Raw genomic sequence first — 24,481 nt, 5'->3', positions numbered from 1 at the left:
TGTCATATTAATACCTAATCAGTTGCGGTGATTCTATCACCTCTAATTAGATGGCCAAATTTATTGTGCCACTACAGCTTCGCCTTCGTCCTCGTTAAAGTCGATTGAAATACATTCTAACGCGCTTCGCTTGTTATTCGACGGTCTTTATTGAATGAATACAATAATGACCGTCGAATAATAGAGAGTTTAATTAAATTGAGAGTTGTTGTGGTGGTATTGGCTTTGATTGGATATTAGACTCACAATAAACAAGACGTTGGCTTCGCCGTAAAACATTTTTTGTGCTTATATCATTACCCCAGTTATTACTTAAAACCTTGTATCGTTTTCACAAGGTATTCCGTCATTATCACCATCCATCTTTGTATCAGGACAATGTCTGGTAAAAAACTCAGCTTCCTCACGGGATGTCATTTGACTACAATGTTGTCGTCCATCACAGCTAAAGTGCTGTGTTGGTGCAATACTTGTTGGTATTGGCGTTGGTTTAAATTGTAATTTCGGTGTTTGATCACTCTGCCCTAATTCAAGGCGCTGAAACGTGAATGCAGCGATAGCGATTATAGCGGCAGCATAGATAAATTTATTGCCTGAACGAGTTTTATACGTTTTTGAAACTTTAAAGGGTGAATTAGCTTTTACGCCTTCAATACGAGCATTAGTCGCTCGAGATTTTCCCTTATGTTGCTCAACATCAAAATGAATGAAGTCACCTTGCTTAGGTTTTCTACTCATGTGTTTGAGTGCAGAGATATGGATAAAAGTATCTTGTTTTAATTCGGAAGTTTTTATAAAGCCAAAGCCTTTGGCATTGTCCCACTTAGTTAACTGACCTCGGTACATCACGATCCTTGTTTTATCTTTTGTGATGAAATAATACCAAGGAACAATAATAAAATCTAAGAGATAAAAAACGCAATACAATGTGTAAATTAGACTTGTGCAAATTGTTATCCTTATTCTCATGCTTGCCAAATATAATTATTGTCAATCTATAAACTTATTTGTAATTGCATACAATTGGAAAATACTCAATTGATAAACTAGTCTGTTTCGTTACAAGCTAATTTTGGGAGTAATGAATGCAAACTTGGACTAGTACTCCATTTGAACCATGGTTGGGGTTAACTGGAGGTATTTTAATCGGTTTGGCTGTTGTAATGTTATTGCTTACAACTGGGCGTATTGCAGGAATTTCAGGAATTTGTGCAGGAGCAATCACTAAACCTGGTTTTGAAAGGTATTGGCGTTTAGCATTTGTCCTTGGATTGGTCATATCTTCAATATTCTACTCTCTATTTAAAGGCCCTCTTCCCGTTCAAACACAAGTTGACTCTATCTGGATGATTATTGCAGGCTTTCTTGTTGGCTTCGGCACTCGTTTAGGTAGTGGTTGCACTTCAGGTCATGGTGTTGCAGGAATAGCTCGTTTATCCCGTCGATCAATGGTAGCGACCTTAGTCTTTATAGGATCAGCCGTAATTATTACTAATATCATTCGACATACTTAATAATCACAGAAGGAGGATAACGTTGAAAATTGTACTAGTTTCACTTTTTAGTGGTTTTATATTTGGCATAGGTTTAATTATTTCTGGTATGAGTAACCCTGCCAGAGTACTAAACTTTCTTGATTTGAGTGCCCGCTGGGATCCTACACTAGCACTTGTCATGGGCGGTGCTATAGCGGTAACCATGCCGAGTTTTTACTGGATACGTAAACGTAACAAACCATTATTTGCTGATAAATTTGAGATCCCAAGCAACAATAATATTGATAGAAAACTTGTTATAGGTGCCTGTATTTTTGGTATCGGCTGGGGTATTGCAGGTTTATGTCCTGGCCCCAGTATTGTGGCAATAACAACACTTCAGCCAGAGGTTTTATTGTTTGTATTTTCTATGCTGCTTGGCATCTTGGCACAGCATGGGTTACATGTAAAAACCGATGTTTAAAAAAAACGTATCTACGATCTTAACAAGACACCAAGGAGGAAAATGTAATGAAACTTCAACGTATTGAAACACCTGGAATTGCACATTATGCGTGGCTTCTTGCCGATGGTGGAGAAGCTTTATTAGTTGATCCAAGTAGACATGTGCAAAAGTATTTAGATGCAGCACGAGAAATGGGCACACGAATTACACATATTGCTGAAACTCATCGTCAAGAAGATTTTGTAATGGGTTCATCTTGGCTAGCTAAACGTACTGGCGCAAGAATATTTAATGGAAATTTTGATACTTTTGGCCATGGTGATGTGCGTTTAGAAGATAATGACACCTTTCATGTTGGTGATTTATGTATTCGTGCTTTACATACTCCCGGTCATACTCCTGAAAGCATGTGTTACGCAGTGTACGAAGATGAACATACCGATATTGCTTGGGCTGTCTTTACTGGCGATACTTTATTTTTCGGCGATACAGGCCGCTCTGATTTACCCAATGAGAATGAGTCGGTCAAAAATGCAGGGCGTATCTATGACTCGGTGCATAACAAACTTGCAAATCTTGGAGATACTGCTCTGGTATTGCCTGCTCACGGCCCAGGATCAGTTTGTGGTAGTGGCATGGCTGAACGTTCTTGGTCAACGCTTGGTGACGAAAAAACCTATAACAATGTTTTTAAACTCTCACGTGAAGAATTTGCCAAAAAGAAAGGTGGAGAGCGAATTCCACGGCCCCCTTATTTTCGGAATATGGAAAAAATCAATTTAAAAGGTGGGCTACCCCCAACTAATCGCAACGGCGATGTACCCTTGTTAACTGTAGAGACTTTTGCAAAAAGTATAGAAGAGAAATGTATATATGATACACGTTTACCTGAAGCGTTTTTAGGTGGGCACATTCATGATAGTTACAGTATTTGGCAAGGTGGATTACCTGTTTTTGGTGGCTGGTTCGCTGAAGCTGACACACCGATTTATTTAGTCACCAACGATAATAATAATATTGACAATAGTGTACGTCATTTAAGTAATATCGGTTTTGATAATGTACGAGGGGCACTATCTGGTGGGTTTGAATCATGGAGAAACGCTGGAAATAAGTGGCAAAGTTGCAATGGTATTAGCCCACAAGCTTTATTAGAAGTAAGTCCCCCGCTACAAGTATTAGATGTAAGAGAGATTGATGAATTTGAGAGTGGACATATAAAAAATGCTGTTCATTGTTATGTTGGATACCTTAATAATAGAATAGCTGAATTACCCTTTGATAAAGAACAAACAATCGTAGTTACCTGCGGAGTTGGACACCGAGCAGGTATTGGCGTAAGCATTCTATTAAAAGCGGGTTTTAAAGATGTTCGAAACTTGCTGGGAGGTATGAAAGCTTGGTCAGCTCTTGGCTTGCCAGTTGATAACTAATAATTCAAGTAAGTTTACTAGGATAAAATGCTTGAAAAAGTGGTCGATACAAGTTGGCCACTTCTGCTGCTGTTTACAAAATCTTTTCACATCAAGAAAGTAACGAAACTTAAATATCAACTCTTCAATTGCTTTACTCGTTTAGTTGAAATACGTAGTAATTTATTAAATTTTTGACACGAAAAATGGTTTTCTTCGGGGCAAACTGCTGCATGCCTTAGACCATCTCTCATTGCAGTTAGTTGTTTGATTCTTTGATCTATTTCATCTGATTTTTGCTGTAACTTTTCTCTATCGACAATAATCTTTCCATGCGGCTGAAACATCGTATTTATTTCATCAAGTGATAAGCCAGCAAGTCTACCTAACGAAATAAAAGATAGTTGCGTTAACACTGATGGATCGAACTGTCGCCTAAGGCCATGTCTTCCTACAGAGTTTATTAAGCCTTTTTCTTCATAATACCTTAAAGTTGATGCTGGTATACCTGACAATCTAACAACTTCTCCAATATCTAAAATATTCACACTGTTGGCCTTGACTTAAAGTTAACTTGAAGTGGCATGATAACTTATCAGACGAATTTAAACAGGATAAAATATGATTGACTGGATAATCTATAGCGTACTTATTGGTACTGGAGCGACTGTATTATTTGATTTATGGTCATTACTGTTAGAAAAAATGTTTAACATGCCGCCTCTTAACTGGCAAATGGTTGGTAGATGGATTGGCTTAATGCGTGAAGGAAAATTTTACCATCAAAAAATATCACAGAGTAAAGCGGTTAAGAATGAGCTGCTTATTGGGTGGTTAACGCATTATTTAATTGGGATCATATTTGCGGGGATATTCTTACTCATTCACAAAGTAAGCTTTAGTTTATTAACTGTGTCATTTTTATCTTGTATAACCTTCGGCATTGTTACTGTGGTTTTTCCATTCTTTATTATGCAACCATGTATGGGGCTCGGCATTGCTGCATCTAAAACGCCAAAACCACATGTTGCGCGTATACGAAGTTTGATAAATCATATGGTTTTTGGTGTGGGATTATACGTAGCTACCCTCACCTGTGTTACTGTTAATCAATCATTTTTTTAATTTTACTACGATAAATAACAAAGATAAGAAGAAAAGGTAACAGGTGTAAATTCCTGTTACCCATCTTAGTGCTAACCGTTTATTAAGAAGTGTACGTAGATACTGGCAATATAGCCTAATGCAATTGCCCAACTCCATTTTAAATGACCAACAAATGAATATTTACCTTTTGTTTGCCCCATTAACGCAACACCTGACGCCGAGCCAACAGATAATAGACTGCCACCCACTCCTGCTGTCATGGTAACTAATAACCATTGTTGTATATCCATTACCGGTTGCATACTTAATACGGCAAAAACTACCGGGATATTATCAACAATGGCAGATAAAACACCTACTGCTATATTTGCGTACGTCGGGCTCCAATTTGTGTATAGTAGTTCGGATACTAAAGATAAATAGCCCATAAAGCCAAGCCCACCTACACACATAACTACGCCATAAAAAAATAGTAGTGTATCCCATTCTGCTCTTGCTACTTTATCGAATATATCAAATGGAACAATGTTACCTAAACGTTTTAAGGCTTTTTCATCTTTATTAATTTGAGCTTTAGTACGCTTTTTATTCAGAGAGCGCGGTAAACTTTTTCGTAAATAAAAACCAAGAAACTTTAAATACCCTAGACCTAGCATCATACCTAAAACAGGTGGCATCTGAATTAAGCTATGACATAAAACCGCTGTGATAATGGTCAATACGAATAGTGTAACAATGCGCTTAGCGCCACGTTTTAATTGAAATTCATTATCAAATATTGGCGTAGATTTATCGTTAGAAATGAACAAACTCATAATCAATGCAGGGATTATAAAATTGACCAAAGAAGGTATTAATAAAACAAAAAATTGTTGAAACTGTAATAGCCCTGCTTGCCAAATCATTAACGTTGTAATATCACCAAAGGGACTAAACACACCACCCGCATTTGAAGCAACTACAATATTAATACACGCAATATTAATAAACTTTACGTTGTTTGGGGCGACCTTTAATATAATAGCGCACATCAACATAGCAGTTGTCAGGTTATTGGCAAAAGAAGAAATGGCAAATGCCAATATGCCCGTAGTCCAAAATAAACTTCGTAAACTTAACCCTTTTGATACCATCCAAATGCGTAAGTTTTCAAAAATACCTCGTTCTTCCATTGCATTAATGTAGGTCATAGCAACTAATAAGAATAATAAAAGTTGGGCGTACTCTAGTAAGTTATGATTGAATGCTTCTTCAGCCTGTTCGGAGATACCATGTTGTGTATAGATATAACCAATCATTAACCAGATAATACCAGCTGCCACCAGTACGGGTTTTGATTTTCTTAAGTGAATAAACTCTTCTCCAATGACTAATAAATAGGCAATTGAAAATATCACTAAGGCCGAAATACCAAAAATCGAGCTAGTTAAATCTATCGTACCAGCCCCAGATGCGTAACTAGGAAAGGATAGTAAAATACTGAAAAATACAAATAGTAACTTAGTCAAAGTAAAGTCCTTGCTTGTTTTTTTATTGCAATAATTAACGGAAAGAATTTCGGCATAATTTTAGAGTAATTTATCTAATAAAGCACCAAGTAAAGTGATTAAATGGAAAATGCGAGTGAAAAATAGAAAAAATAGACCTAAAGTTTCTGCTATGAAGTTTTATGACATAGATGACAAATTAAATAACCAAAATATTGACTTAATAGGTACAACTTGACTACTTTTAAGAGAGGAGTTTATGGCTTAAGGATATTAACCATGTTTAATGTATTAGTAGTTGACGATTCATCCATCGATATTATGTTACTGGAAGATATTGTTAAAACGTCTTTACCCTTTAGTCAAAATATTGATACTTATACTGATAGTGTACTTGCTCTCGATGCGTTTTATAAAAATAGTTACCAGTTAGTGATAACAGATATTGAAATGCCTTTATTAGATGGTTTTGAGTTTATAGAGAAAATAAAGCCCACCACTAAAGGTAATGTTATTGCAGTTTCAGGCTGTGAAGCACCAGAAAATCCAAATGAATCAATTTTAGATGCTGCCAACTGTTATGGTGCTGATTATGCTGTCTCTAAAAAAAACTTATATGCTAATTTAAGTGCGCTGCTTACTAAATTGTATAATAAGCAGCATTAACACACTAAAGCACACCCAGCTCTTCACACCAAAGGCTTGCCTCAACAAATTTATGATGGATAAAGTCAGCTTCTAACCCATATGCCTTTATCAAGTCTGATATATTTTCGCCATTACCGGTAATATAATCTGTTGTTAATACTAAGAGCTCACCCAGTAAACCATCATGATCAACTAATGCTTTGGTAATGGGATCTGCTAATGGCATGGTTTTGACAATTTCATCCATAGGCATGCTCAAGATAACTTCAATCGCACTTAATAAACCTGTGATGAATGCAAAGTCACTTATTTCTTTGAAAGCACTTTCTTTAGCAAGTGATGTCATTAATTTAGCAGTAATTAACGCTTGTTTTGATGCTTCATCTGTTTTATCTGTTGTCAATTTAGATAGCGCAAGTATCGTAACAAACTGTTTAAGTTTTTCTTCACCTAAATATGCAGTTGCTTGTTTTAATGACGTAATTTCAACACGAGTACTTGTTGCGACATTATTCACCATTTTCAGTAAACCGACACTAAGGTTTACATCATGGCTGATAATCTTTGCAATTTTTCCGTAATCAAGAGGCGTATTGAACGTTTCGCTGATCAAGTGCAGCATTTGTGTTTTTATTGGAGCAAGTGTTTGCCCTTCTATAATTTCAGGTTCGTGATAAAAGTAACCTTGATAAAAATTAAAGCCAACTTCTGTTAACGATTGTAACTGAAATTTTGTTTCCACTTTTTCAGCCGTTAATTTGATATTAAAATCTTTTAATCGTTTAACAATCGGTTGCAAGCATTTTGGATTATGCTTTTCAATATCGACTTTTATCATCGATAGGTAAGGAAACAAAGCATCCCAACGATCATCTAAATCATATTCTGTGAGTGCAATTTTATACCCTTTCTCACAATAATATTTAACGATTTTTAATAGTCTATCGGTGGGTGATGTATGCCCTACTAGTTCAATTACAATAGAGTTCTTGTCAAACATCAACGGATATTTGTTAATCAAACATTTTTCTGTAAAGTTGATAAATGCAAGTTTTCCAAGTGCAATCGCTTTTATATCACCCTGTAAATGGTTTTGAATAATAAGCTTAGAACTTGCAACATCTTGGTCTATTTCTGGAAATTTATTGTCAGGACTATCTCTAAACAAAAGTTCATAACCAATGGTGTTTGAATTTCGATCTAAGATCGCCTGCCGAGCAATATAGGTACTATACATCTATTTATATATACTTAATTATCAGATTAAAATTACATCACCCATTCTAACCCTAAAAAGATAATATTAACAATCGAATAAAATGTAAGTAACATTAATTTAAGGGGTGCGTTTAAAAAATGGCCTAATCACCTCTGAAGAGTCAATCTTTTCTAAAGATAATAATGAAGCAACTAGATGAAAAATATATTTATTTTCTAACTTATCTATTTGGCAGTCTGGTTTAAATTGTGGGCCAAAAGCTATCATCATCGCATTTAAATCTTTATTTGAGGTAGGATCATAACCGTGTGTAGCAAAAGGCGAGTGTTTGCCTTCTTTGACAAAAATTGCAGGTGGAATAGCTTCAATAATCATATCAGGGGTAGCTTGTGTTTGCTGGTTTAGCTGCCAATGCTTGGGGAAATCTTTAGCTAAATAGCTACGAAAATGCTGTCGATTTTTATGTTTAGTTAACTGGTCATGAAGCCTAGCAAGTGCTTCATGGTCATCATTATACATATATAATTGTGTTTGGCCATTAACAACAATAGTGTTTTTTTGGGGGGTAAATAAGTCCCCAATGTTAAGTTTTTTTCCTTGATTTACATCGATCATGCCGTGATCAGATACAATTATAATATTAGGCGTTAACGATGTACTTTGATGTATTTTTTTAACAAAATCTCCCAGTAATTTATCAACATAACGAATTGCATTTTTAGTTTGTTCAGCCTTAGTGCCATGTGAGTGGCCAATGTCATCAATAGTCGAAATGTAACTAATGAGTAATTGTGGACGTTCTGATTCAGGTAATTGCAACCAAGAAATAAGTTGCGCTAAACGTACTTTGTTAGAGGTATTATGTTTATACGCTTTTACATGCGAAGGTAAAATATTGTTTACTTTAGTTTCTGACTCAGGCCAAAAATAAACAGCCGTTTTGATCCCTTGCTGTTCAGCAATTGTCCAAATTGGTTTTGCCGTTAACCAGGCACTGTTGTGCTTGCCACTTCCTAAGGTATAGTTTTTATTAAGACTGCGATGATAAAAACTGTTATGTACAATACCGTGCTCAGCCGGTGATTTACCTGTTACCATCGTAAGATGATTTGGAAACGTTTTTGAAGGATAAACGGGAATTAAGGCATCGGTAGATATCCCTTTGTTTGCCATCGAAAGTAAATTAGGCGGTTGATATTTTGTTAGGTATTTACCCGAAAAACCATCTAGGGAAATGAGAATAACAGGGTTTTTATTGTTTACAGTTTGTGCAAACGATGAAAAACAAGCAACAAATAATAAAAAGCTAAATTTAAACATAGAGAAATAAAAAAAGCATTGTGTCTTCACGATGCTTTTTTACTATAAGTGATGAGAGCATATGGTTATTTATAACACAAATACTTCAACTCGCTCTAATGAATTTATGATGAAAATAAAGATTTAATATTACGAAGATCTGACTTCCCTTCAATTATTTCTTCAGGTGTTAAACCTGAAATTTCATGTGGAAATACTAACCATTCCGATGACTCGTGAACAAAATAATTAGGTTCAAAACCTACTTTATTATTTTCAGGCTTAAACCAAGGGCAAGCAACTCTAACATCTGTCGGCATGTTATTACGCATTTGTAGCTTTAGCTGTTTGATTAACGCATCTATACTTCTACCTGAATCAAAAACGTCATCAACAATAAGTAAACTATCATCGGCATTGGCATTTTCAATGATGTAATGCAAACCATGCACTTTTATTTCTTTACTTTGCTGATTAATACCATAATAAGACGAAGTGCGAACTGCAATATGATCTGTTTCTACATTCTTATAATCAAAATATTCTTGTACTGCGATACCAATCGGTGCCCCGCCACGCCAAATACCAACGATATAATCGGGCTTAAATCCATCTTCAAAGACTTGATGGGCAACACGAAAAGAGTCTTCTAAAAGCTCTTGTGCTGAAATAAAGCGTTTTTGCATGTGTGCTCTCTTAACTATTTTTAATACGAATATTATAAACAAAAATAGAAAATTATTTAACTAATTGGTCAACATTTTATTTGTATTATTCACCTTAGTCATTTGTGAAGATTATTCGTTATGTTGAGTTATCACATTTAGCTTAGCTACATATTGATTTTCAGTTGACGGATATCGATTGTAAGAAATCGCTTTCTTTATCGCATTTTCAGCTTTATCCGTTTCTTTGAGAGCAAAATATACTTTTGCAAGACCGTAGTAAAATTCATGAACGTGTTTATCTAATCGAATCGCTTTTTTAAACAACCTTTTTGCTAATTGATATTCGCCACGATACAACGCCTCATCGGCTAACATTGCATGATAAAATGGATTTTTATGCCGCTTTTCGTGCAGCATTTGATTGATCACATCGACTCTTTGGTTATCTCCTTGTGTTGACAAGATGATAGCTAAGTTTTTATAGGCGGTTAAGTTGTCATTATCTAAAGCAATTGCGGTGCTATAGCTTTTTTTAGCTAAATCGTATTGTTCAGTTAGCCTATATAACACACCTAAATTGCCCCAAGAAGATGAAAATGTAGGGTTAGCTATAATCGCGCTTTTAATGTAAGCGTATGCCTTATCATAATTTCGTTTGACTAAGGCTCCAGCACCTTTATTGTTGTAAAACATTGCTAACATATCTTGCTTGGTGATTGTCTTTTTAGGAAAAGAACGGCGATATACTTCGGGGTCAAAATCAATTTGCATTAATTCATCACCGTAAACAACAGCCACATTATTAGCACGCTTCTCACTAACTGATAAATTAACATGGCCTGTTAGCATATTATGTTCACCATTTCGTACCCAGTACTCTGGCACTTTGATACTTTGAAACTTAACATTTAAACCCGCTTCAGTTGCTAATGCGTATGCCATTATTGTCAGTGACATACAGTTAGCGGTTTGACTATGATAGGCTTGAGAAGCCGTTAAATTTGCATTATTTTGATAGGCAAGATTAATATCTTCTTTTGAGAAAATATGCTTTAAAAGTTTTCTCGCTTTTCGTAGATAATTTTTTTCTGGAATAAGTCTTTTTTCAACAAAATCTTCCATTTGCGCATCTAATGCAAACACTTCATTGAGCGATTCAATCTTATGCTTTTTATATCTTGGGAATGCCTCATCATTAAATAACTGTTTGTAATTATCAGGAGCCTGCTTTCTAACTGTATGGTAATTACTGCAACCGATTAAGCAAACCAATAAACTAGCGATCAATACGTTTATCTTAAAAGAAAACATAAATCCTCCAAAGGCTCTTACCAGATTAAAGCATGCGATTTTGACCTTGGTATTAATGACGCCACTCAATACAAAAAATCATCTCGCTAAATTAACTATAATCTAAGACCACCAATTTCGTATAAAAATCACACAGCATTTATACCTTTTTACACTTTAATGACTAACGGTTGTTATTGAGGGATAAACGGTATTTTAAATATTATTGGTAAAGTAAATCCTTAAAATTTAATCACACGCAGTTTCAAAAGAACCTAATGAAAAGCCTTTATAAATAACTCTTATGACTCTTAGTTTCATTATTTAAATTCAATATCGATTAGTTCATTCCAATTCTAAAAATCCGACAATTTAGATACTTAACATAAATGTGAATACTTACACATTATTTATAAAGGGTTATCAGGGTTATATATGAGCAATCCCCAAGGGTTGTTAGGGTTATAAACAAATCAACATTAGGGGTTGTCGGAGTTATAACACGATTGACTTTATAGAGTTGTCAGGGTTATCATAAAAATTAAATTAATTAAGGATTGAGTGATGAACTATCCCGTAAAAATTCAGTACAGAACTGATGAAAATAATTGGTTATTAACCATTCCTGATATACCTGGTTGCACAGTAGAAGGAAAATCGATTAGCGATACCCTTAAACAGGCAGATCACGCAATCGCGGACCATTTAGCTATTTTGGCGGAATATGGTGAAAGCATTCCTACAGCGAGTGATATAGAAAATTTTATATCTACAACGCCAATGGCAAATGTTGTGTGGGCAGTAATTGATGTTGATATCGTGCCTTATTTAGGTAAGAGTCATAAAATAAATGTCACCTTACCTGAGTTACTGATTAAACAAATTGATGATCGGGTCAGTAAATCTGATCAATACAAAACACGCTCGGGATTTATTGCTACAGCTTGCATGACCGAACTTACCAACAAATAGATGCATAGAAGAGAGATTGATGGAAAACAGAGACTTATTATTACTCAGTAGTTCAAAGGTTGGAGATACGCCCTATTTGAGCCATGCATTGCAATTTATAGAACAACATCTAGCGTATGCCAACAATATCATTTTCATTCCTTACGCTGGTATTGGCATGACTTACGATGAATACACCGAAAAGGTAAACCTTGCCCTACGTTCGATTAATAAATCAGTGACAAGTTTACATACGTTTACTGATAAAAAAGAAGCGATTGAAAACGCTGACGCTATTATTGTTGGCGGCGGTAATACTTTCTCCCTGCTTAAGAAATTGTATGAAAGTGAACTTATTGATGAAATAAAAACAGCGGTAAACTCGCACGGGGTGAAATATATCGGCTGGAGTGCTGGAGCAAATATTTCAGGGTTAAGCATAAAAACAACCAATGATATGCCCATTGAACAGCCCATTAGTTTCGAGGCATTAGCGCTAGTGAACTGCCAACTTAATCCACATTACAGTGAATATAAACCACCGGGTTTTAATGGTGAAACACGTGAACAAAGGTTAACTGAGTTTATGACAATCGAACCAGAAACACTGGTAATTGGTCTTGTTGAAGGTTCTGCACTACAGGTAAAAGGAAAAACGTATCAATACCTGACGGCTGATAACATTGACCAACCATTATACTTATTTAAAGGCGGCATTAAACGCTCTGTATTAACTGCACCTGATAATTTAGATATTTAGTAATTCATGAATAACAGGTTAAGAAAGGCGTTCGGTAATGTGTTGTAGGTAACATTGCTGAACAACCTATGCTAAATGGTTGAAAGATCAAGTAATTCAGTAACACTTTCAACTTTGGGCTCATTGCCAACAACACCAAGCAAAGGCATTGAAAAATATGAAAAAAGCTCATTAAGATTTTCATTAAGATATGGCATTTCCTGTTGTACATTGGCTACCCAACCTACACAGACTAAACCGTCGCGCTTTATGGCTTCATATGTCAAGATCGCGTGATTTAAACAGCCGAGCTTTATATTTACAATTAAAATAACTTGCTGATCGGTTTGTTGAACAAATTCAGATAAAAACTTACCGTTACCAAGCGGTAACCGCCAACCGCCTGCGCCTTCTGTTATTGTCACATCCGCATTAGCCTGACACATTTTTTTATGTGCCTGGGTGATCTCTTCTAATGAAATAGCAACGCCATTATTTTGAGCTGCGATGTGCGGTGCAATTGGCTCTGCAAATGCTATCGGGTTCACTTGCTCAATGGTTTGCTCACAATTGCTATAAGCTAACAAATTTGCAGCATCTGCGTTAATTAATTTACTATCAACCAATTCACAGCCTGCAGATATTGGTTTAAAAACTTGTACGGTTTTACCTTGTTTAACCAGTTTATTGACTATTGCACAGCCAATATGCGTTTTTCCAGCATCTGTATCTGTTGCTGTAATAAAATAATTTTTCATTTTACGCCTTTAATTTAACCATCAGACCGGAAAATACCTGATACGTTGCGGGGAAAATACTGTCCTGTTCTACAAACTGTTCGTAAGCATTCATCATCTTTTGCCACTTTTCTTTACCGGCTAAACCGCGGTTCGATTTTTCAGGCACATGATTAGCTCCTAACCCTTTCAACTCTCTAGCTAAATGAAGTACATTTTCGTATTCAAGCACGACAGGTTTATCATGAAATTCCAATAATTTAGCATTCGGTATTTCAAAATAGCGTTTAAGTTCTTGTAATGATTTAAAATCGATAACATGGCGATCATCGTCGACAGCTTTCCAAGATGACTTCAACTCGTGAAGTGTGCCATCTAATAAGGTGGAAAATACAAATAAACCACCAGGTTTTAACACTCGTAACACTTCCTTTAATACTAACTCTAATGAATCGCACCATTGGATCATCAAATTTGAATAAACAAGGTCGATGGATTGATCAGCAATAGGCAAGTGATAAGCGTCACCTTCTAACCAGGTGATGGTTTTACTACGATTATTGTTGGCGTAGGACAACATATTTGCGGAAATGTCTACGCCAATAACATGTTGATATTTAGCCGCTAAAATATCGGTAAAAAATCCGGTACCGCAACCTAGATCAAGTACCGTAATATCATGCCTTTTAGGTAGCCAAGGCATTAAATTTTTACCACTGAAACGCTGTAGTCTCGCGGAAATATCGTAAGACTGGCTTGCCGAACCAAATGATTTAGCAATATTGTCGCGTTTATTTTTATCGATCATTTTCTTCTATAACCTTATTTACGCATTCTGCTAAGTACTTGATATCTTTTTCTTTATGAGATGAAGTTATGGTAACGCGTAACCTAGAACTCCCCTTTGGAACCGTTGGGGGGCGAATTGCACTTAGCCATATTCCGTATTGTTTTAATGATTCAGCGCTTTGCATTGCTAATTGTTCACTACCTAGCACTAATGCATGAATTGAAGATGACGTTGGCAACAAGGTGACCTGTGAACATAATGATTGTTTAAATAGTTGACTTAAATGCGCGATCTTTTCTCTTCGCCATGATTCGTTAATCACTAATTCGATACTTTTTGCCGTCGCCCATGCAATAGCCGGAGACATCGCGGTTGAATAAATATAATGACGCGCTACATTAATTAAATATTCATAAGTCTTGTTATCGCAAGCCACAAAAGCCCCGCTCGTGGCTAGCGCTTTACCAAACGTGGCCATAATAATATCTATATCGTTAGTTACGCTACTACTGCCTTGGCCTTCATTACCTGTAATACCGATACTGTGCGCATCATCAATATACAATTTAGCTTGATGTTGTTGAGCAATATCTGACAGCGCATTAATATCTGCACTATCACCATCCATACTAAAAATACCTTCTGACACAATAAGATGATCAGGATAAGAAGATGCGTTTATTAGGTTATTCAGTTGCTGATAATCATTATGTAAAAAGCGCTTAACTTTCGCTTGTTGTGAAAAAGCTCCATCAAGTAATGAAGCATGAGACAGTTTATCCAACCAAATGGCAGTACTAGGTTGGGCAAAAGCATTCAAAGAAGCAAAGTTGGCCGAAAAGCCACTATTAAACAACAAACATTTATCTTTGTTTTGCCACTGACAAATGACATTTTCAAGGTATTGATGAGCATAATTAAATCCGGTTAATAAGCTAGAACCACTAGAACACACGCCATACTTTTCAGCCCCTTCATTAAGTGCTGCATTAATCTTTGGGTGGTGATTTAACCCTAAATAATCATTCGACGAAAAGTTAAGATATTGTTTGCCTTCATGCACTAAGTGTCGTGCATTTTGCTGTTCAATCAACACTCGTTGACGGTAAAGGTGCTCTTCCTTTCTTGTCGCTAAGTGTTGATCAATAAAATCGAATGCCATTTACGCTATTTCGCTGCGTTATAAAACAAACTGTCACTTTCTTGTTCAGCTACTTTAGCTTGTAATACTTGTGCTTCCACTTCTTCATCAACATTATTTGCGATTGTTTCAGTGTTGATACCAAGTTTATTAAATAGCGCAATGTCAGCATTAGATTCCGGATTACCGGCTGTAAGCAATTTACAACCATAGAAAATTGAATTAGCACCCGCTAAAAAGCATAGCGATTGCATTTGTTCATTCATGGCATCACGCCCAGCTGATAAACGTACATGGCTATTTGGCATCATAATACGTGCAACCGCAATACAACGAATAAAATCAAAATTATCTAAATCTTCAACATCAGAAAGCGGTGTACCATCAATTTTTACCAGCATGTTGATTGGTACACTTTCTGGTTGCGGCGATAGATTAGCCAGTTGCGCTAATAACGAGGCACGATCCGTAGCTTTTTCACCTAAGCCAACAATACCGCCACTACACACCTTCATTCCGGCAGAACGAACATTACTCAAAGTATCAAGCCTGTCTTGGTAACTACGCGTGGTGATAATTTGATTATAGTGTTCAGGTGAAGTATCAAGGTTGTGATTGTAATAATCTAACCCTGCTTCTTGTAATTCACTGGCTTGATCAGAAGAAAGCATGCCTAAAGTCATGCAGGTCTCCATACCTAATTTCTTAACACCTTTAACCATTTCAACCACATAAGGCATATCACGTTCTTTAGGATTGCGCCATGCAGCGCCCATACAGAAACGGGTTGAACCCTGCTCTTTTGCTTTTTCCGCAGCTTCCAGTACTTTTTCAACTTCCATTAATTTTTCTTTTTCAATGTCAGTTTTATAACGGGCACTTTGCGAACAGTATTTACAATCTTCTGGGCATGCACCGGTTTTAATGGACAGTAACGTACTAACTTGCACTTCGTTTGCATTAAAATGTTGTCGATGAATGCTTTGTGCGTAGAACATTAAATCGTTGAAAGGCAGATCAAATAACGCATTTACTTCAGCGTTTGACCAGTTATGCCTAAGTTGCCCTAATTCGAAATTAAGTGCCGAATTCGCTTTTATCATGAAAAATTGCCTGCTGTTGAGTGTTTGCAACGATAATTGAATACGGGTAGTCTATGCACCACCAAGAACTTGTCAACAAATTCCTGCACACTACATTTACTAATGATTAATAAATATACAGATCTCGTTACTTTTGATAAAAAACATGTATGGCATCCTTATACTTCGATGAGCAACCCACTACCATCTTATGTGGTAGAGCGAGCTGATGGTGTTAATATTCAATTAAAATCTGGTGAAACACTGATAGATGGCATGTCATCATGGTGGTCTGTTTTACATGGTTATAACCGGCCTGAATTAAATAAAGCGGTAACCGAGCAATTAGATAAAGTAGCTCATGTAATGTTTGGTGGTTTTACCCATGAACCCGCTATTACCCTAGTGAAAAAATTGGTATCGCTGACGCCTGACGGACTAGAAAAAGTATTTATTTCTGATAGTGGCTCTGTTGCTGTAGAAGTAGCAATAAAAATGTCGCTTCAATATTGGCAAAGTAAAGAACAAGCAAACAAACATAAATTGATGACGGTACGTAATGGCTATCATGGTGATACCTTTGCTGCGATGTCTGTGTGTGACCCTGTCACTGGTATGCATCAAATTTTTGATAAAGTATTGATGAAAAATATCTTTGCTCCTGCCCCTACTATTATGATTGATGATCCTTGGGATGATAAAGAAACTGAGCAACTCGAAATATTATTTGCTAAACATCATCATGAGTTAGCGGCATTTATTATCGAGCCTATCGTACAAGGTACGGGAGGTATGCGCTTTTATCACCCGAATTACCTAAAAACCGTTCGGCAATTATGCGATAAATATCAAGTACTGTTTATTGCCGACGAAATCGCAACAGGTTTAGGGCGTACCGGTAAATTATTTGCTTGTGAGTGGGCTGATATATCACCCGATATTATGTGTTTAGGAAAAACCTTAACCGGTGGTTATTTATCGTTAGCAGCAACACTTTGCACTACTAACATCGCTGAAACAATCAGTAATGGTGATGCAAGCTGTTTTATGCATGGACCAACTTTTATGGGAAACCCACTAGCTTGTAGTGTTGCTATTGCGAGTATTGATCTACTATTGCAAAATAACTGGCAGGCACAAGTTAAACAAATTGAGTCTTGGTTTAAGCAAGCGATTAAGCCTCTTGGTGAAAATAAACGAGTAAAAAATGTACGAGTTTTAGGTTCAATAGCAGTAGTAGAAACACACCAAAGTGTTAATGTGGCAACAATACAACAACATTTTGTAGAGCAAGGTGTTTGGATCCGCCCTTTTGGCAAGCTGATTTATATGATGCCGCCACTTATTATTACTCAAGAACAAATAGAAACGCTAATCAATGCGATAGCATCGGCACTACCTCATGATAAGTTCTTTAACGACTAAGTTGGAAGACGATATACACTGTCCAAGCAATTGATACGATAAACAATAAAAAAATATTAAATCTTGTGTTATCGGATTTTCTTCTACTACGAAATTTATGGATGATAAGCGCGATATAGCTTAGTAAGGCGCTTATCCATAGCAGAATATATAAGTACCCCGTTAACGGCGTTAACCAAAACTTTCTGACTGAGATCCCATGATAACGTAAAACACCAAATTCATTATCTGGGGCAGCGTAATAAGATACGATAAGAGCAACAATAAAAACAGCCCACGCAACTAAGGTTAATATCTGAATGGTTTTTAACCAGACATCTGAATGAACTCTACGTTCATGACCCAAAAAACGACTCATTGGCTTATTATTTCCTTAAAACCATATGCTATAGCGATAAAATCGTGCCGTAGTGCAAGTTTTTACTTGTGAAACCTAATGATCACGGTAACATATCAGCCCTTAAATTAAGAACAAGTTTTTTACTCATAAAAGAGGTTTGATAAATGTCAGTTATCGCTATTTCTGATGTGTTAGCAGGTAAGTTTCCTGTTGATAAAGAGATTTCTGTGCATGGTTGGATCCGTACCAGACGTGATTCTAAAGCAGGAATTTCATTTTTAGCCATCCATGATGGTTCATGTTTCGATGCTATTCAGGCTATAGCGCCAAATAATTTAGATAATTATCAAGATGAAGTTTTAAAATTAACCGCAGGTGCGGCTGTTAAAGTAACAGGAACTTTAGTTGAATCTCCGGGGCAAGGACAGTCATTTGAAATTCAAGCAACCCAAGTAGAAGTGCTAGGCTTGGTTGATGATCCAGATACTTATCCGATGGCTGCTAAGCGTCATTCTATCGAGTTCTTACGTGAACATGCACATTTACGCCCTCGTACTAATATTGGCGGTGCCGTTACTCGTGTAAGAAATTCATTAGCTCAAGCGGTTCATCGTTTTCTGCATGAAAAAGGCTATATGTGGATTAGTACACCACTTATTACCGGTAGTGATTGTGAAGGTGCTGGCGAAATGTTTCGTGTTAGTACCCTTGATATGGAAAACCTCCCTAAAACAGATAAAGGCGATATTGATTACGCTGAAGATTTCTTCGGTAAAGAAACTTTTCTTACAGTTTCTGGTCAATTAAACGTTGAAACATACTGTTGCGCATTATCAAAAGTGTACACTTTCGGCCCTACTTTCCGTGCTGAAAATTCCAATACAAGCCGACATTTAGCAGAATTTTGGATGGTTGAACCAGAAATTGCGTTTGCTGATTTAGCTGATGCCGCTACATTAGCAGAAGAAATGTTAAAGTACGTGTTTAAAGCATTACTTGAAGAACGTGCTGATGATATGGCTTTCTTCCAGCAACGAGTTGATAAAACTGTAATTGATCGCTTAAATGCTGTGATCAATAAAGACTTTGTTCGTATGGACTACACAGACGCGATTGAAATACTACAAAACTGTGGTAAAACCTTTGAAAACCCAGTTTCATGGGGTGTTGATTTAAATTCAGAACACGAACGCTACCTTGCAGAAGAACATGTAGGTGGCCCAGTAGTATTGCAAAACTACCCTAAAGATATTAAATCATTTTACATGCGATTAAATGATGATGGTAAAACTGTTGCAGCTATGGACATATTAGCACCTGGTATTGGTGAAATTATCGGTGGTAGTCAACGTGAAGAGCGTTTAGATGTGCTTGATAAACGTATGGGCGAAATGGATTTAGATCCAGCAGATTACAGCTGGTATAGAGATTTACGCCGTTATGGTACAGTACCTCATTCTGGCTTTGGTTTAGGCTTTGAGCGTTTAGTTGCTTACGCAACTGGCATGCAAAACGTAAGAGACGTAATCCCCTTCCCACGCACGCCTAACAACGCAGCATATTAAGCTCGCAATTGTTCATTTAAAAAAACCACTTGCTAAACAAGTGGTTTTTTTGTGAGTAAAAATTAAGGGGTCAGGTACATTTAACAAAGTAAACCAAGTGTTTATATATCAACTATAAAATCAAAAGGTATTCTATCGATTAATCATTTTCACGCGATCTGCAAAATACCGTTCAGGTTTTATCGGCATGTCTTTGGCTTTCGTACCGATATAAAGAAAGCCTGTAATATCGTTGTGTGAAGCAATATCAAGAGACGTTTTTACATCTTCGTTAAACGCTAGCTCTCCTGTACGCCACATTGCACCGTATCCTAGTGAAAATGCTGCCATTTGCATAGCATGAACAACGCAACCAGCGGTGATCAATTGCTCTTTTTCCGGCACCTTTTCATGATTTTGGTAATCTGTACTGACCACGATTACCATAGGGGCGCGAAATGGCATTTTTGCTGCTTTGTCTATTTTAGCTTGCTCTGCTTTTTTTAATGTCATTGCCTTTACAAATGCACTGCTGAGCTTGTTAAGTCCTTCACCACTATATACAGAAATATTGAACGGTTTTAATGCTCCGTGATCAGGTATTCTCATACCCGCCGTTAGAATGGTATGTAATTCATCATTATTTGGTGCTGGTATTGTCAATGATGGATCAGATTGTCGATTTAATAACAGCTCAGTTGCATTCATAAAGTATTGTTCAACTATAATTTAGGTTTGAGCCAGTAAGTATAAAGGTAATAGTCGGCACTAGTAAATCGTCCACCACCAATAAATAACAACGCAAGCAACATAATAAAATAAGTTACCGCCAGTTCTATACCATTATTCATCACACCAATATTGCCCTTTTCAAATAGCCAATCTGTATTGCCATTTTCGGCTAAGATCTCTCGCATTTTATTAAGTCGCACATACACTTGATCACTGTTTTCTAAACTTTTTTGAGCGGCATCAATACCTAACCAGTCAAGAACATTGGCTGTACTAACTGCAGAATTACTGGGCGCAACGGCAAACCAACCATGTTCAAGGTGTACCGTAGTGGCCGCAACCACCATGGTAAACATTAACGGAATAGTAATAAGTCGAGTTAATAATCCGATAAGTAGCAGCCACCCACCTAAAAACTCCGTCCATGCGGCAATATTGGCCAACACTTCAGCATATGGTAGCCCCAATCCCCATTCGGCATTGCCGAACCAATTAACCACGTTGTCACTGGCTAATAAAACTTCAAAGCCTGTACTATCAGGATCAGACAAATTTAATTTACTAAAACCCGCAATAATCATAATCGGTGCTAAAAACAACCTTAATAACAATGCTGGAATGCCGTTAAACCAATACAACTTACTGGTCGCTTTTTGATAGAATGCAATAATATTCATAATTTCTCACGCAGATCTTTAATATTAAATAGAACGTTTTTTATACTAAACTCTTTCATTCCATTGCCCTTAAATAAATTCTTAAAAGAAAAAACAGTTAAAGTGTGATTAACGGCGTATTATTCAACATTATTTACAATTTACACTACTTAAACGATAGATATTCTTATAGCATATAAATATGTATTGCATTATTTAAGATAAAAAATTTATGAGTGATAAACACCCTAGCGCTATTGTTAGGATCAGCAAAAGCTTATTTCAGTTACTTAACGTTTCCAGAAAAATTATCGTTAATGTTGTGTTCTTTTTAGTGTTATTTATTTTTGTCATTATTTTCACCAATGACGAAGCTGAAATTATTGTGCCTAGCAAAGCGGCATTAGTGTTAAATATTGAAGGCGATGTCGTTGAACAAAAAGTTGAAATTGATCCATTAGACGCCTTTTTAGCTGAAGCTACTGACCAGCCTAACGATCGACCGGAGGTTTTATTACAAGATGTGTTAGATGCTATCTCAATAGCAAAAGAGGATGATCGTATTCAAATGATCGTCTTAAAATTAGCTAAAATGTCTAGTGCAAACATTACAAAAGCAAGAATGATTGCCAAATATTTACAAGACTTCAAAACCTCAGGAAAAAAGGTAATTGCTGTAGGCGATCAGTTCACTCAAGATCAATATTATTTAGCGAGTTACGCAGATGAAATCTGGATGAATCCTAATGGCTGGTTATTACTTGATGGCTACGGTCGTTATCAAACCTATGTTAAATCAGCCTTTGATAAATTAGCTATTTCACAGCATATATTTCGTGTTGGTACCTATAAATCAGCAGTAGAGCCTTTTATTCGTGATGATATGTCACAAGAAGCAAAAGAAGCCAATCGCCTGTGGTTATCACAACTATGGGCTCAATATAAAACAGATGTAGCAGCTCAACGAGAATTTAGCATTGATAACTTTGATGAATCTATTGATATTTTGCTTGATAAACTCGAAAAAGCCGATGGTAAGATTGCTCAATACGCGCTAAATAACCACTGGGTAGACCAATTAAAAACTCACGATCAAATAAATGAAACCTTACTTGCCATGGTTGGGAGAAATACACAGGGAAACTTCAACCAAATAGGCTTTAATCAATACCTAAGAGCATCGACACCGATGGTTGCTGTTGGAGGTAATGCAGATAAAGTAGCCGTTATTGTAGCAAAAGGAACCATTTTAGACGGCGAACAACCACCTGGAACGATTGGCGGAGATACTTTAGCAAAATATTTAAAACAAGCTCGGTTAAACCATCATGTAAAAGCTGTTGTTCTCAGGGTTGATAGCCCAGGAGGCAGTGCATTTGCTTCTGATGTAATCCGTCATGAAATCGATCTACTGAAACAAGCAGGAAAAACGGTTGTTGCTTCAATGGGATCTTATGCTGCATCTGGCGGCTATTGGATATCAGCTCCTGCTGACGCTATTGTTGCATCCCCTACCACAATTACTGGTTCTATTGGTATATTTGGTTTTTTTATGACCTTTGAAAAATCATTAGAAAAACTAGGTATTTTCACTGATGGTGTTGGCACGACTGACTTAGCAGGGTTTAGCATTGCTCGTCCTCTTAATGATAAAGTAGCTAAAGTGTTTCAACTAGGTATTGAACGAGGTTATCAAGACTTTATCGCCTTAGTCGCTAAACATAGAAATATGTCTTTGCAAGAAGTTGATAAAATAGCACAAGGACGCGTATGGTCAGGGTTACAAGCACAACAACTAGGCCTAGTAGATGCGCTTGGTGATTTGGACGATGCTATTTCACTTGCGGCCGAATTAGCAAATTTAACGAATTACGAAACAATGTTAATTGAAAAAGTAAGGTCAACGGAAGAGCTTTTTTGGCAAAACATTTTTACTGAAACAAGTGCTTTTTTACCTACACGAACGAAACAAACACCTGATCAGCTGCACATATTATTAAATCATGTGAAACAAGAACTAACGGCAGTTTCAACGTTAAACGATCCACAGGGTATTTATGCTAAATGCATAGCATGTGAGCTGAATTAGCCAATATACTTTACCTATAATTAATGCCTCCGCGTTTTATTAGTTAACCGGGGGCATGAAACATTAACGTACCCAACATTATGAAGAAAAAAATTTATATCGCTTATACTGGCGGCACCATTGGTATGAAGGCAAGCGAGCAAGGTTATATTCCTGCTAAAGGGCATTTAATAGAATCTATTCAAAACATGCCAGAATTTTACCGTGAGGAAATGCCAGAATTTACCTTAAAGGAATATCACCCTCTAATCGATTCTTCGAATATGACACCCAGTGATTGGCAACGTATAGCCGATGACATTGCAGAACAATATCAAGAATATGATGGTTTTGTCGTATTACACGGTACAGATACCATGGCCTATACGAGTTCTGCTTTATCTTTCATGTTTGAAAATCTATCAAAGCCCGTTATTGTCACCGGTTCACAAATTCCGTTTAGTCAATTACGTTCTGATGGGCAAGTGAATCTTTTGAATGCTCTATACATTGCAGCAAATTACCCTATTAATGAAGTCGGCCTGTTTTTTAATAACCGATTGTATAGAGGAAATCGAGCTATCAAAGCATACGCTGATGGCTTCAATGCCTTTGACTCCCCTAATATGCCTCCTTTACTTGAGGCAGGAATAAACATCAAAGTAGTAGCTGGCAGTATTGCCTCTGGCTCTACAGATACCGTTAAGATGACAAGTATCACCCCTCAACCTATCGGTGTTGTGCATTTATACCCCGGCATTAGCCATGAGTTAATTGCAAATGTAATACAACAACCGGTAAGAGCACTCATTGTTCGAAGTTATGGCGTAGGTAATGCCCCACAAGATGAGCGTTTATTAGCCTTACTTTCTGATGCCAATGAACGAGGCATTATTGTGGTTAATTGTAGTCAATGCATTAAAGGTAGAGTGAACATGGAAGGATATGCAACAGGTTCAGCGTTAAGTCGTTGTGGAGTTATCAGTGGACAAGACATGACCTTAGAGGCAACACTAACAAAGTTACATTACTTATTGAGTCAATCATTAACTACCGAACAAATTAAAGGTTTATTTATTAAAAATCTACGTGGTGAATTAAGTGATTAGATCATTAGAGCGTGTTGAACTTTGCTGTTTAAGTTTTGTTCAAGGTAAACGCCTTCTGATCGCGGCACTTGGATTCTTGCATAGTCATTCTATGGT

25 protein-coding genes are annotated in these 24,481 nt (G+C 36.7%); 11 read left to right on the top strand and 14 right to left on the bottom strand.

What is annotated here, in order from left to right:
- Window positions 1–312 precede the first annotated feature (312 nt).
- A complete protein-coding gene (locus tag Q4489_RS17245; RefSeq protein ID WP_303482885.1) occupies window positions 313–846 on the bottom strand; it encodes a cold shock domain-containing protein in 534 nt (177 codons plus the stop codon).
- 239 nt (window positions 847–1,085) lie between these two features.
- On the opposite strand from Q4489_RS17245, the gene Q4489_RS17240 reads away from it, so the two are divergent.
- The 3 genes from Q4489_RS17240 to Q4489_RS17230 are packed head-to-tail and all read left to right on the top strand — an operon-like array spanning window position 1,086 to window position 3,374.
- Complete coding sequence (locus Q4489_RS17240; RefSeq protein WP_303482882.1) at window positions 1,086–1,514, top strand: YeeE/YedE family protein; 429 nt, start codon at window positions 1,086–1,088, stop codon at window positions 1,512–1,514.
- A gap of 22 nt (window positions 1,515–1,536) precedes the next feature.
- A complete protein-coding gene (locus Q4489_RS17235; RefSeq protein WP_303482880.1) occupies window positions 1,537–1,959 on the top strand; it encodes a YeeE/YedE family protein in 423 nt (140 codons plus the stop codon).
- Between the two features lie 47 nt (window positions 1,960–2,006).
- The gene (locus tag Q4489_RS17230) at window positions 2,007–3,374 is read left to right on the top strand and encodes a rhodanese-like domain-containing protein (protein ID WP_303482879.1); all 1,368 of its coding nucleotides are present in this window, start codon (window positions 2,007–2,009) and stop codon (window positions 3,372–3,374) included.
- A 116-nt stretch (window positions 3,375–3,490) separates the two neighbouring features.
- On the opposite strand, the gene Q4489_RS17225 is transcribed toward Q4489_RS17230, so the two are convergent.
- Window positions 3,491–3,901: a helix-turn-helix domain-containing protein gene (locus tag Q4489_RS17225; RefSeq protein WP_303482876.1), complete on the bottom strand. Its 411-nt coding sequence runs from the start codon at window positions 3,899–3,901 to the stop codon at window positions 3,491–3,493.
- Between the two features lie 73 nt (window positions 3,902–3,974).
- On the opposite strand from Q4489_RS17225, the gene Q4489_RS17220 reads away from it, so the two are divergent.
- On the top strand, window positions 3,975–4,478 hold the full coding sequence (locus Q4489_RS17220; protein WP_303482874.1) for a DUF2938 domain-containing protein: 504 nt from the start codon (window positions 3,975–3,977) through the stop codon (window positions 4,476–4,478).
- A 71-nt stretch (window positions 4,479–4,549) separates the two neighbouring features.
- Here the strand turns inward: Q4489_RS17220 and nhaD are convergent, their stop codons facing one another.
- Window positions 4,550–5,968, bottom strand: coding sequence for a sodium:proton antiporter NhaD (gene nhaD / locus Q4489_RS17215; protein ID WP_303482873.1), 1,419 nt, complete (start codon window positions 5,966–5,968; stop codon window positions 4,550–4,552).
- Window positions 5,969–6,226: 258 nt separating this feature from the next.
- Between nhaD and Q4489_RS17210 the strand changes: the two genes are divergently transcribed.
- Window positions 6,227–6,613 carry a response regulator gene (locus tag Q4489_RS17210; protein ID WP_303482871.1) on the top strand — a complete coding sequence of 129 codons (387 nt, stop codon included), beginning with the start codon at window positions 6,227–6,229 and terminating at the stop codon, window positions 6,611–6,613.
- A gap of 4 nt (window positions 6,614–6,617) precedes the next feature.
- Here Q4489_RS17210 and Q4489_RS17205 read toward each other — a convergent pair whose 3' ends face one another.
- The 4 genes from Q4489_RS17205 to Q4489_RS17190 all read right to left on the bottom strand — a co-directional run bounded on the left by Q4489_RS17205 (window position 6,618) and on the right by Q4489_RS17190 (window position 11,092).
- Entirely contained in the window at window positions 6,618–7,832 is a 1,215-nt protein-coding gene (locus tag Q4489_RS17205) for an EAL and HDOD domain-containing protein (protein ID WP_303482869.1), read from the bottom strand.
- A 99-nt stretch (window positions 7,833–7,931) separates the two neighbouring features.
- On the bottom strand, window positions 7,932–9,134 hold the full coding sequence (locus Q4489_RS17200) for an alkaline phosphatase family protein (RefSeq protein ID WP_303482867.1): 1,203 nt from the start codon (window positions 9,132–9,134) through the stop codon (window positions 7,932–7,934).
- A 104-nt stretch (window positions 9,135–9,238) separates the two neighbouring features.
- Window positions 9,239–9,799, bottom strand: coding sequence for a phosphoribosyltransferase (locus Q4489_RS17195; protein ID WP_303482865.1), 561 nt, complete (start codon window positions 9,797–9,799; stop codon window positions 9,239–9,241).
- A 111-nt stretch (window positions 9,800–9,910) separates the two neighbouring features.
- Window positions 9,911–11,092, bottom strand: a complete 1,182-nt coding sequence (locus Q4489_RS17190) for a tetratricopeptide repeat protein (RefSeq protein ID WP_303482864.1) — start codon at window positions 11,090–11,092, stop codon at window positions 9,911–9,913.
- 543 nt (window positions 11,093–11,635) lie between these two features.
- Here Q4489_RS17190 and Q4489_RS17185 point away from each other — a divergent pair.
- Window positions 11,636–12,043 carry a type II toxin-antitoxin system HicB family antitoxin gene (locus Q4489_RS17185; RefSeq protein ID WP_303482860.1) on the top strand — a complete coding sequence of 136 codons (408 nt, stop codon included), beginning with the start codon at window positions 11,636–11,638 and terminating at the stop codon, window positions 12,041–12,043.
- 19 nt (window positions 12,044–12,062) lie between these two features.
- The gene (gene pepE, locus Q4489_RS17180; protein WP_303482858.1) at window positions 12,063–12,782 is read left to right on the top strand and encodes a dipeptidase PepE; all 720 of its coding nucleotides are present in this window, start codon (window positions 12,063–12,065) and stop codon (window positions 12,780–12,782) included.
- 71 nt (window positions 12,783–12,853) lie between these two features.
- Here pepE and bioD read toward each other — a convergent pair whose 3' ends face one another.
- Genes bioD through bioB form a run of 4 tightly spaced genes read right to left on the bottom strand, consistent with a single transcriptional unit; the run spans window position 12,854 to window position 16,532 of the window.
- Window positions 12,854–13,519: a dethiobiotin synthase gene (gene bioD, locus Q4489_RS17175; protein WP_303482857.1), complete on the bottom strand. Its 666-nt coding sequence runs from the start codon at window positions 13,517–13,519 to the stop codon at window positions 12,854–12,856.
- 1 nt (window position 13,520) lies between these two features.
- Entirely contained in the window at window positions 13,521–14,306 is a 786-nt protein-coding gene (bioC, locus tag Q4489_RS17170) for a malonyl-ACP O-methyltransferase BioC (protein WP_303482856.1), read from the bottom strand.
- Complete coding sequence (locus Q4489_RS17165; RefSeq protein ID WP_303482853.1) at window positions 14,296–15,450, bottom strand: 8-amino-7-oxononanoate synthase; 1,155 nt, start codon at window positions 15,448–15,450, stop codon at window positions 14,296–14,298. Before Q4489_RS17165 ends, bioC begins: the two co-directional genes overlap by 11 nt.
- A 5-nt stretch (window positions 15,451–15,455) precedes the next feature.
- Window positions 15,456–16,532, bottom strand: coding sequence for a biotin synthase BioB (gene bioB, locus Q4489_RS17160; protein WP_303482851.1), 1,077 nt, complete (start codon window positions 16,530–16,532; stop codon window positions 15,456–15,458).
- A 102-nt stretch (window positions 16,533–16,634) separates the two neighbouring features.
- Here bioB and bioA point away from each other — a divergent pair, with 102 nt between their 5' ends.
- Window positions 16,635–17,936 (top strand): adenosylmethionine--8-amino-7-oxononanoate transaminase, encoded by a 1,302-nt coding sequence (gene bioA, locus Q4489_RS17155; RefSeq protein WP_303482850.1) that lies wholly within the window; start codon window positions 16,635–16,637, stop codon window positions 17,934–17,936.
- On the opposite strand, the gene Q4489_RS17150 is transcribed toward bioA, so the two are convergent.
- On the bottom strand, window positions 17,926–18,294 hold the full coding sequence (locus tag Q4489_RS17150) for a hypothetical protein (protein WP_303482849.1): 369 nt from the start codon (window positions 18,292–18,294) through the stop codon (window positions 17,926–17,928). The two genes, bioA and Q4489_RS17150, sit on opposite strands and share 11 nt — an antisense overlap.
- A 146-nt stretch (window positions 18,295–18,440) precedes the next feature.
- On the opposite strand from Q4489_RS17150, the gene asnS reads away from it, so the two are divergent.
- Window positions 18,441–19,841 carry an asparagine--tRNA ligase gene (asnS, locus tag Q4489_RS17145; protein WP_303482846.1) on the top strand — a complete coding sequence of 467 codons (1,401 nt, stop codon included), beginning with the start codon at window positions 18,441–18,443 and terminating at the stop codon, window positions 19,839–19,841.
- Between the two features lie 132 nt (window positions 19,842–19,973).
- Here the strand turns inward: asnS and Q4489_RS17140 are convergent, their stop codons facing one another.
- Together Q4489_RS17140 and Q4489_RS17135 are read right to left on the bottom strand one after the other, a co-directional pair.
- The gene (locus Q4489_RS17140) at window positions 19,974–20,528 is read right to left on the bottom strand and encodes a nitroreductase family protein (protein ID WP_303482843.1); all 555 of its coding nucleotides are present in this window, start codon (window positions 20,526–20,528) and stop codon (window positions 19,974–19,976) included.
- A 14-nt stretch (window positions 20,529–20,542) separates the two neighbouring features.
- The gene (locus Q4489_RS17135; protein ID WP_303482840.1) at window positions 20,543–21,229 is read right to left on the bottom strand and encodes a DoxX family protein; all 687 of its coding nucleotides are present in this window, start codon (window positions 21,227–21,229) and stop codon (window positions 20,543–20,545) included.
- Window positions 21,230–21,440: 211 nt separating this feature from the next.
- Here Q4489_RS17135 and sppA point away from each other — a divergent pair, with 211 nt between their 5' ends.
- Window positions 21,441–23,297 (top strand): signal peptide peptidase SppA, encoded by a 1,857-nt coding sequence (gene sppA / locus Q4489_RS17130; protein WP_303482838.1) that lies wholly within the window; start codon window positions 21,441–21,443, stop codon window positions 23,295–23,297.
- An 80-nt stretch (window positions 23,298–23,377) separates the two neighbouring features.
- The gene (ansA, locus tag Q4489_RS17125) at window positions 23,378–24,385 is read left to right on the top strand and encodes an asparaginase (protein WP_303482835.1); all 1,008 of its coding nucleotides are present in this window, start codon (window positions 23,378–23,380) and stop codon (window positions 24,383–24,385) included.
- The last annotated feature ends 96 nt before the right edge of the window (window positions 24,386–24,481 follow it).

The sequence above is a fragment of the Thalassotalea sp. 1_MG-2023 genome (assembly GCF_030546745.1).
Lineage (GTDB): Bacteria > Pseudomonadota > Gammaproteobacteria > Enterobacterales > Alteromonadaceae > Thalassotalea_C.
Note: the sequence above shows the minus strand (reverse complement) of the source record. Positions and strands in the feature narration are given on the sequence as shown.